Annotated in this window: 7 protein-coding genes and 1 pseudogene; 6 read left to right on the top strand and 2 right to left on the bottom strand. The window is 67.8% G+C overall.

The features are described from left to right. Positions 1-396: 396 nt before the first annotated feature. The 3 genes and pseudogenes from ACFWI9_RS31370 to ACFWI9_RS31360 form a co-directional block, all read left to right on the top strand. Positions 397-882 (top strand): hypothetical protein, encoded by a 486-nt coding sequence (locus ACFWI9_RS31370; protein ID WP_387167810.1) that lies wholly within the window; start codon positions 397-399, stop codon positions 880-882. 98 nt (positions 883-980) lie between these two features. Next, on the top strand, positions 981-2033 hold the full coding sequence (locus tag ACFWI9_RS31365; RefSeq protein WP_387167807.1) for a hypothetical protein: 1053 nt from the start codon (positions 981-983) through the stop codon (positions 2031-2033). Positions 2034-2336: 303 nt separating this feature from the next. Continuing rightward, positions 2337-2543 (top strand): annotated as a pseudogene (locus ACFWI9_RS31360) (IS5/IS1182 family transposase); the annotation flags it as partial. A gap of 341 nt (positions 2544-2884) precedes the next feature. Here ACFWI9_RS31360 and ACFWI9_RS31355 read toward each other — a convergent pair. Beyond that, entirely contained in the window at positions 2885-4198 is a 1314-nt protein-coding gene (locus ACFWI9_RS31355) for a hypothetical protein (RefSeq protein ID WP_387167804.1), read from the bottom strand. Positions 4199-4253: 55 nt separating this feature from the next. Between ACFWI9_RS31355 and ACFWI9_RS31350 the strand changes: the two genes are divergently transcribed. Both ACFWI9_RS31350 and ACFWI9_RS31345 read left to right on the top strand, forming a co-directional pair. After that, complete coding sequence (locus ACFWI9_RS31350) at positions 4254-4748, top strand: RNaseH domain-containing protein (RefSeq protein WP_387167801.1); 495 nt, start codon at positions 4254-4256, stop codon at positions 4746-4748. A 577-nt stretch (positions 4749-5325) separates the two neighbouring features. After that, a complete protein-coding gene (locus ACFWI9_RS31345; protein ID WP_387167798.1) occupies positions 5326-6366 on the top strand; it encodes a vWA domain-containing protein in 1041 nt (346 codons plus the stop codon). 338 nt (positions 6367-6704) lie between these two features. Here the strand turns inward: ACFWI9_RS31345 and ACFWI9_RS31340 are convergent, their stop codons facing one another. Further along, positions 6705-7661, bottom strand: coding sequence for a GlxA family transcriptional regulator (locus tag ACFWI9_RS31340; RefSeq protein WP_387167795.1), 957 nt, complete (start codon positions 7659-7661; stop codon positions 6705-6707). A gap of 82 nt (positions 7662-7743) precedes the next feature. On the opposite strand from ACFWI9_RS31340, the gene ACFWI9_RS31335 reads away from it, so the two are divergent. Continuing rightward, positions 7744-8326, top strand: a 583-nt coding sequence (locus ACFWI9_RS31335) for an MBL fold metallo-hydrolase (protein WP_387167792.1), incomplete at its 3' end; no start/stop codon positions are given.

Here is an 8326-nt window from a genome sequence, read left to right as displayed (position 1 = left end):
GGTGGGGACCCAGGCGGGTCTGAAAACGGGGGCGCGCACGGGGGCTGAAACTGACGGCGTCTCACGACGGGTGCGGGGTATGCGCCCTGTTGTCGGGGGCGGTACGGGCCGCGCGCACAGAACCTGCGCCACCTCCTGCCGCGTCCCGCCCCCGGCCCCTGGCGGAAACGGTGGTCGTCACGGATGGCGAGTTCCTCGGCCAACACGAGCGCGAGGAAGTCGAGGTATCCCATCCAAGACCGATTCCCACGACTTGGCGCCGCCGTCGCGCCTAGTGACTGCCTCCCCGAATGAAGCCGCTCAGGCCACCAACCAGCCGATGGAAACAGGAAGTTAGCGGAGCGAGCCGTCCTATGATCCGTCTGTACGCAGCCGATCGGATGACTCGAAGGGGGAATGATGCTGACGGAGGCTCTGGCGGCGTTGGCCGCAGCCGGAGGTGCGGCGGTGGTGCAGGCCGCTGCCACCGATGCGTGGAACGGGATGAGGGCGCGGGTCGCCGAATGGTTCGGCCGCTCGGACGAGTCGCGGGTGCCTGGCGAGCTCGAACTCCTCGACGAGACCGCACGGTCGCTCGAGCAGGCAGTGCCCGACCAACTCACCGAGGTCGCCGCGTACCACGAGGCCCTCTGGAGGGCCCGATTCGAGGCCGCGCTGGGGGCAGTGCAGGACGCTGCCCAGCGCGAGCGGGCGGCGGAAGAGCTGAGGGCGCTGCTGGCCGGCACCCCGTCCGGCAACGTCAACACCTCCAGCGGCGACGGCAGCCTGTCCGTGGGCGGTGACGTCGAGATCCGCAGCATGCCGGGCTCGATCGCCGCCGGGGTGATCAACGGAGGCGCCGTGATCAACTCCCCTACCCAGCCGGAGCGGACACAGGGCTGAACCGCTCCGGGACCACCGGCCCCTTCACCATCAACGCCACCACGGTCCACGGTGGCATCCACCTCACACCCGACCCGCCCAGGCCCACCCGGCCGACCATGGTCCTGGGTGTCACCCCGGACGGGGCCCCCGCGTTCGCGATGTCCTACGAGATATCAGGACAGGTGGAGAACACAGAGATCCGCCCGGCCGACGACTACCTGGGCCGCCTGCGAGCGGGCAGACTGCTGGAAGGCCGCCCCGGGTTCCACCGGTGGCCAGTCCTGGATGTCAAGGTGGTCAACAACACCGCGGAAGCGGTGCTGCTCCACGAGGCGGTCCTGCAGGTCAGGTCCTCCAAGCCGGACCTGCGAGCTGTACCGATCCTCCTCTATAAAGACTTGAACATCTTTCTCCGGAACGATGGTTGGGGACAGATGGAGGACTGCACCCTCACCTTCTCGCTCTTCGCCACCCCGGGAACGACGGCCCGGCGGTTCGGTGGTCCGTTCGTGCTGCGCTCCACCGATCTCGTCGAGGGCAGGGGGCGGGCAGGGCGACGCCGCGCGCATTGGCCGGTGGCTGACGCGCTACGGTCCTGCGGCGCCGACCCGGCGGCAGTCAGCAGTCTGGCTGGCCCGGCGCGGCATTCGGCCCGAAGCCGGGCGCTGCTGGACGCCGCCCTCGGCCCCTTCGCCGAGCGGGGCGAGGCTTTCGTCCTGGGGCGGCTCGAATACACCCACCCGGGCCCGGACGGCGCTCTGGTCCGTGCGGCGAACCTGGTACGGGGCCGCCTGGACCTGACCGACGACGGCTCGCCCAGGATTGGGGGCTACCTGCCGCCCGCTCACCAATACTCGACGGTCCTTCCCTCCACCCGCAGTGACTACAGGGTCGCGGTACCCCTCTCCCAGTTCGTGCAGAGCGGCGAGGCCGACCGCTTCCTCGTCACGATCGCCTCGGACCGCTCCGCCATCCACGACTTCTCCCTGACTGTCAGGTACAACGAGCAGCAGGAGGTAGTGGCCGCCGAGCGAGTGCGGCTGGAGCTGTTCCTGCCGAGGCCGATGGAGGACAAAGCACCATCCCGTCTTCAGCTGGGCCCGGCGGCCGCTCGCCCTGCGCGGCGGTGGTGGTGGCAGGGATTGCGGCGAAGCGGTCCTTCGAGTTGACGGGTCCCGGCGCCCTGGTTCGACCCTCCGAGTCCGGCCCTCCGAAGGCGAGGCTGCGGCGCAGGTGCTCCATTCGCCCCAGCATCCGCTCGGCAGGGGGCTTGCCGGCGTTGCCGGGCGGCGCGAGCGGTGAGTCGGTACGTCATGACGGGGTTCTATCAGCGTGTCCAGTTGAGCCATGGGGCAGGGACGGGCCCGGTGTTCACCGTCACGCTGAGGCGGTGACCGCGATGCTCCCTCCGGGATTCCCCTGGGGGAAGATCGTGAACTTCAGGCTGGGGAATTACGTGGGCGTCCACACCGCGGGCCAACCGCCGGCGCCGCGGCAGCCGAGGCGGTCGGACCACAGGGTTCGACAAGGCGATCTACCGCCGCCGCAACGAAGTTGAGCGGACCGTCAACCGGCTCAGGAACTTCCGCGCCATCGCCACGCGCTACGACAAGAGGGCCTACGTCTTCCACGGAACGGTCACCGTGGCCGCCATCCACCTATGGCTTCGACCGGAGTGAAGCACCCCGTTCAGAGGTCGACCTGGAGGCATCCGACCCGGTCGACGCAGCCCGCAAAGCCCTCGCGATCCAGCGGAACCCCACCTCATGGGCCACGGTCTTCACCGTCGACAGGGAAACCCAGCCAGTGACAGTCGACCTCGACCCCGAACATCTCGACCCTTCCGGTGGCGGTCCGGCCATGGCTCTCACGACCTGACGCCGCCCACCTCGTGCCCTGGTGTGGCCCTGCCGTGCCAGGGCACAGCCGCATCCCGCCCCGACCCGTGGTGAAGCGCGCCGGGAAGGGACGCGGCGGTATTCGCGGGAAGGATTCCCGCTGGAACGCAAGGGTGCGTGAGTCAGGGGGTTTCTGCGCAGACCGCGTAGGGGGTGAGGGAGATCGGCTGGGCGGTGCCGTTCGTTCCGTTGACTTCCCAGGCGTCGTCGACCGGCTTACTGGTGAAGTCGTTCGGTGTGGGGCCGTCGATTTCGAATCCGCCGCCGGTAATGACGCTGTCCTCGGGGCATTCCGCCCTTGGAGGGCCGGCGAGAACCACGATCGGGGCCGTGTCGACCGACGGCGTCACCTCCGCGTCAGGCGAGGTGGCTTCGACATCGATGGTGTATGTGCCTGGCTCGCTGGTCACGGTGACCCCGAAAGTGAGGCTCACCGCTCCGTTGGCAGGCAGCACGAACGGCCCTTGCCAAGTCAGGGTGGAACCGGAGATGACCGGGTCGCCGGAAGTGACCCCCGTGGTCGTTCCAGGCAGGTACGAGAACCCGGCAGGAAGTTCCACCGAGATCGTGGCGACCGTAGCGTCAGAGCCGTTGGGGTTGTCGACCGTGACCGTGTAACCGTTCGTACCCCCGGCCTCCGATTGGGGCGAGGCGGCGGTAGCCGTGACAGCCAGCGGGAAGGCCCCTTCGGGAGAGAACACCGTCGACCACTCGTAGGTGGCGCTCGCGCCGTCAGCAATGCTCACCGGCCAGCTGATGCCGACGCCGCTGTCGACGAAGTCAGCACACCTGCAGGTGTTCGGGAAGGGCTGCTGGGAACCGATCTGGCTCCACACCGTGTCGTATTCGTCTTCGATGTAGGCGTTTCCAGCGGTGCGAGGCAGCAGTCCGACGACACGCCCATCGGCGTCTGGCGTGGCACTGCAGGCTGGAGCCGTCCCGACCACACGGCCGTAGCTGTCGTCGCTGTCTTGCAGGAAGCAGTCCCCGGCCGTGTAGATATTGCCCGTCTGCGGCGCACCGGTTTCGTTGCGGATCACAACGGATGTCTCGTAGGTCTCCCGGCCGACGACGTAGGTATCGGTCTGGGTGAGTGTCAGACCTGTCCCGGCGGTCACCACCGTCACCACTCGGTACGGATCCGCCACGGTACCTGAGCCGGTCACCGCGGACTGACTGACGGGGGTGTAAGGCGTTCTGGGGCTGGCGCTGTCCCCGGCGGCCACCTCATCCGGTCCGAACAAGGTCCCGTTCAGGGCGATGAAAGTACCGCAGGCGCTTTCGGTGATGTCGCCGTACCAGGACTGCTCGGTGTCTCCCGCATGCATGACATAGCAGTTGAGCTGCTCACTGATAGTGATGTTCGTGAGCGGCCCCGGAGTGGTGATTGTCGCCGCAAACGCCGACGAAGCGGCTGGAAACAGCATGATGGCCATCGCTCCGACAATCACCTGGCAAATCCAGGACCCCCGTCGGTAGAGTTTTCGACTGATGACGTGTGACGTGCTATCGCAACGGGCCACCGACGATCCTCTCGCTGGTCGAATCCTGCCCTTTATATCGAGCCGACGAGACATTGCGTTCAATCTCGAAACGTGTCGCTCCGCTCAGGGGACGGATGCGAACGTCTGTGACTTCGTAGACCGGGACCTCGCCGCCCTTACCCAGCGCTATCCCATTATCGTATTCACCGAACAACGCAAAGGCGTCTGGCCCGGCCTGTCCAACGAAAGACTGGGCGACCCACGGATCCCGGGACAACAACTCATCGCACAAGGCTGGGACATCTCAGTCGTCCGTATCGGCACCGGGCAGGGAACTCCACAACCATCCCGACGCATCGAGGCAAGCTCCCCAAGAACCCGGAGCAACCCGTCATGCCCGAAAAGATCCTCTCCCGCTCCGACCGCGGCGGCGCCAACTGCCAACGCACCGGGACCCAGCACACCCGCCGTGCTCTGCCCAGCGGACAACTCGCCCAAATGAGCACCTCGCTCCACGCAATGACCCGCAGCGAGGTACGTCGTAGCCCACCCTGGAACATGGCGCAGGAACAACTCACCGGTCTCGCTGCCCGAATCTCAGAACTCTCTGATGGCTCACAACGGAGCGGCAGAGAAGTCGGAACGGTTCAGGGCGGCTGAGGCGAGGTAGCGCATGTGACGACTCCTTCAGAAGAAGACCACCTGACCGTTCGGCCGAGACTCAGGTCCGCATGATCAAACCTCTGACGCCAGGAAACGTGCCCAGCCATTCAGTGAAGGCGACCTCTTGGCCTAGCAAACACCGGCCGGCCAGGTCCCGGGCCGTCCCTCCAGAAGCAATCGCGGGGTAGTGCCGGGCCGTTGAAGCTCGGACCGGCGGAGTGGGCGGCAGCAGCCTGCTGCCGAGGGGCACACGCCGGGCCCCTCGCCGGTGTGGACGGGACGGCAGCGGGGACAGCGCAGCGGCGACGGACCGGGACCGCTGCCCCCTGATCTGGGGGCTCCTTGGGAGGCAAGGCCGATTGTCAGTGGCGGGTGAGACGGTAGGAGCATCGAGTCGGAAACGAGGGGGAGTTGCCATGTCCGGAAATCAGAACTACATCAACCACGTCGCTCTCGTGCTGGATGCCAGTTCGTCCATGGCGCAGCTGAGCCACAAGGTCGTCGAAGTCGCCGACCAGCAGATCGCCTATCTTGCCCGCCGATCGCGGGAACTGGACCAGGAGACCCGCGTCACGGTGTACGTCTTCGCCGACAAGGTGGAGTGTGTTATCTACGACAAGGACGTGCTGCGGATGCCGTCGCTGAAGCAGTTGTACCGGGTCGGAGGAATGACGGCTCTGCTCGCGGCGGCGCTGAAGTCCCAGCGGGAGCTGGCGCAGACCGCTCAGCTGTACGGCGACCACAGCTTCCTGACGTTCGTGCTCACCGACGGGCAGGAGAACGCGAGCCATCGCAGCCCGGATGCCCCGTCCAGGGATCCGCGCGCCCTGGTGAAGGCCGTGGCCGAGATGATCGCGGCGCAGGAGGACAACTGGACGCTGGCTGTCCTCGTGCCGGACCAGATGGGCAAGCGCGAGGCCATGCAATGCGGATTCCCGAAGGACAACATCGCCATCTGGGACGCCACGAGCACCCAGGGTCTGGAGGAAGCCGGGCAGGTCATCCAGCAGGCCACCGAGAAGTTCATGGTCGGCCGCGCCCGGGGCATCCGGGGATCGCGGGCGGTCTTCTCCACGGGTGCGGACGCGGTCAACAAGGACACCATCAAGGCGGCTGGCCTCACTCCGGTGAAGCCGTCGGGGTACCAGCTGATCCCGGTCGCCCGGGACGCGGCGATCCGGGAGTGGGTCATCGAGTGCGGCCATGCCTACCGTACCGGTGGTGCTTTCTACCAGCTGAGCAAGTCGGAGAAGATACAGGCGCGGAAGCAGATCGCGGTGCTGGAGAAGAAGACGGACCGTGTGTACACGGGCCCCGAGGCGCGGGCACTTCTCGGGCTGCCGGATGTGGAAGTACGCGTCAAGCCGGACCACAACCCCGACTTCACGATCTTCGTGCAGAGCACGAGCGTGAACCGGAAGCTCGTACCGAACACCCGCCTGCTCCTCATGCTCTGATCCTGACCAGCGCAAAGCTGCCCGGTGGCACCGAACCTCGGCGAACGCGTATTCGTCTCACCGAAGACTGCCCGCTGGTCAGAGGCCCTGACCGAGCCGGACGAGGCGTCCTCCCGGTCCGCGAAGGGCAGAGCCAGACGCGGCAGGCCGGAGAGTTCGGGGGTTCGGTGACACAGGGCGTCCGTACACAGGCCGTCGAGCCGCTGACGGTGCGGTGGCACAGCGCGCCCATGGATGACCTCGTCACGCCGTGCGCCTTGGAACCGGAGGCGGTTCGCACAGCTGAGGCGACTTGTCCGGGAGCGGCGTCGGCTCGCCTGCCTCGATTTGATCGCTCGTTACGGCACGTTCGTGAAGGAGCGGCGGTATGAGCGCGGTGGCACCCCCCGGCGGCGCACGAACTGTTCCCGCAGGATGGCCGCGCTTCCGTATCCGACGCGGTGGGCGATCTCCTCGACCGGCAGGTCCGTCGTCTCCAGAAGCTCCTCGGCGCTGCTCAGACGCAGGCTCCGCAGCCAGGCGTGGGGAGTGGTGCCGGTCGCGGCGGCGAAGCGGCGGGCGAAGGAGCGTTTGCTCATCAAGGCACGCCGGGCCAGTTCCGCGACGGGAAGCGGCTCGTGAAGGTTCTCGCGGGCCCACGCGAGCACCTCGGCGAGACGCTCGTCGCGGCAGTCTTCGGGGACGGGGGCCGCCAGGTACTGCGCCTGCCCGCCGTCGCGGTGGGAGGGCAGCACCACGTCCCGGGCGACAGCATTGGCCACCGCGGCTCCGTACTCCCGCCTCAGCAGGTGGAGACAGAGATCGAAGCCCGCGGCGGCTCCCGCGCCCGTGAGGATGAGCCCTTCGTCGATGTAGAGGGCGTCGGGCTCGACGAGGACTGCGGGGTGGCGGCGGGTGAGCAACTCGGCGAACCGCCAGTGGGTGGTGGCCCGGCGGCCGTCGAGCAGTCCTGCCGCGGCGAGCGCGAAAGTGCCGACACAGTGGGCAGCGACCAGTGAACCGCGCTCGTGTGCGGCCGACAGCGCATCGAGCACAGCGGGAGCGGGTGGCGTGCGGAAGCCGGCCCACGGCAGGGCGATCACGAGATCGGCCGAGGCCAGCCGCTCCAGACCGTGAGTGATGGTGAGCGGCACGCCGAGGTCGGTGGGGACCGGACCGGGCCGGTCGGTACACAGGGCGAAGTCGAAGCCGGGCAACTCCGCCCCGCGCGGGCCGAAGACCTCGGTGACGATGCCGACGGCGAGCATGCCGACCCCGGTCGGGGCGTACGCGGCGACGGACACGAAGGGAGGCATAGGCGCAGTGTGGCACGAATCCTGCGATCAGCGGCAGCCGTGCCACTCGTGAACTACCGGCCCGCCCGGAAGGATTGAGGCCATGACAGACGCACCGCTCGGCCGCAGCGCCGTGTACACGATCCTGACCACTGGATACGTCGGCTCCACCGGTCCCGGCGTCGCCGCCACCGTCTCCTACATAGCCGACGCCGGCCGGCATGTGATCTTCGACCCGGGCATGGTGTCGAATCGCGACCGCATTCTCGCCCCGCTCGCCGAGCTGGGCCTCGAACCCGACGACGTCACCGATGTGGTGCTCAGCCATCACCACCCGGACAACACCATGAACGTGGGCCTGTTCGGGCGGGCCCGGGTTCACGATCACAAGGTGGAGTACCTTGGCGATCAGTGGAGAAACCGGGATGCGGAGGGCTACGAACTGACCCCCTCGCTGCGGCTGATCCGCACCCCGGGCCACAGCGCTGAGGACATCACACTGCTGGCGGGCACGGACTCGGGCGTGGTCGCCTTCGCCGGTGACCTGTGGTGGCACGCGGAAGGCCCGGCGGACGACCCCGTGGCCCCGGACCGCGAGGTGTTGCGCGCCTCCCGGCTCCGGGTGCTGACAGCGGCGGACCTCATCGTGCCCGGACACGGCGGCCCGTTCAGGGCCGACGACACCG

It is taken from the genome of Streptomyces sp. NPDC127084, assembly GCF_042724175.1.
Classification (GTDB): Bacteria; Actinomycetota; Actinomycetes; order Streptomycetales; family Streptomycetaceae; genus Streptomyces.
This window is presented reverse-complemented; position numbering and strand designations above follow the sequence as displayed.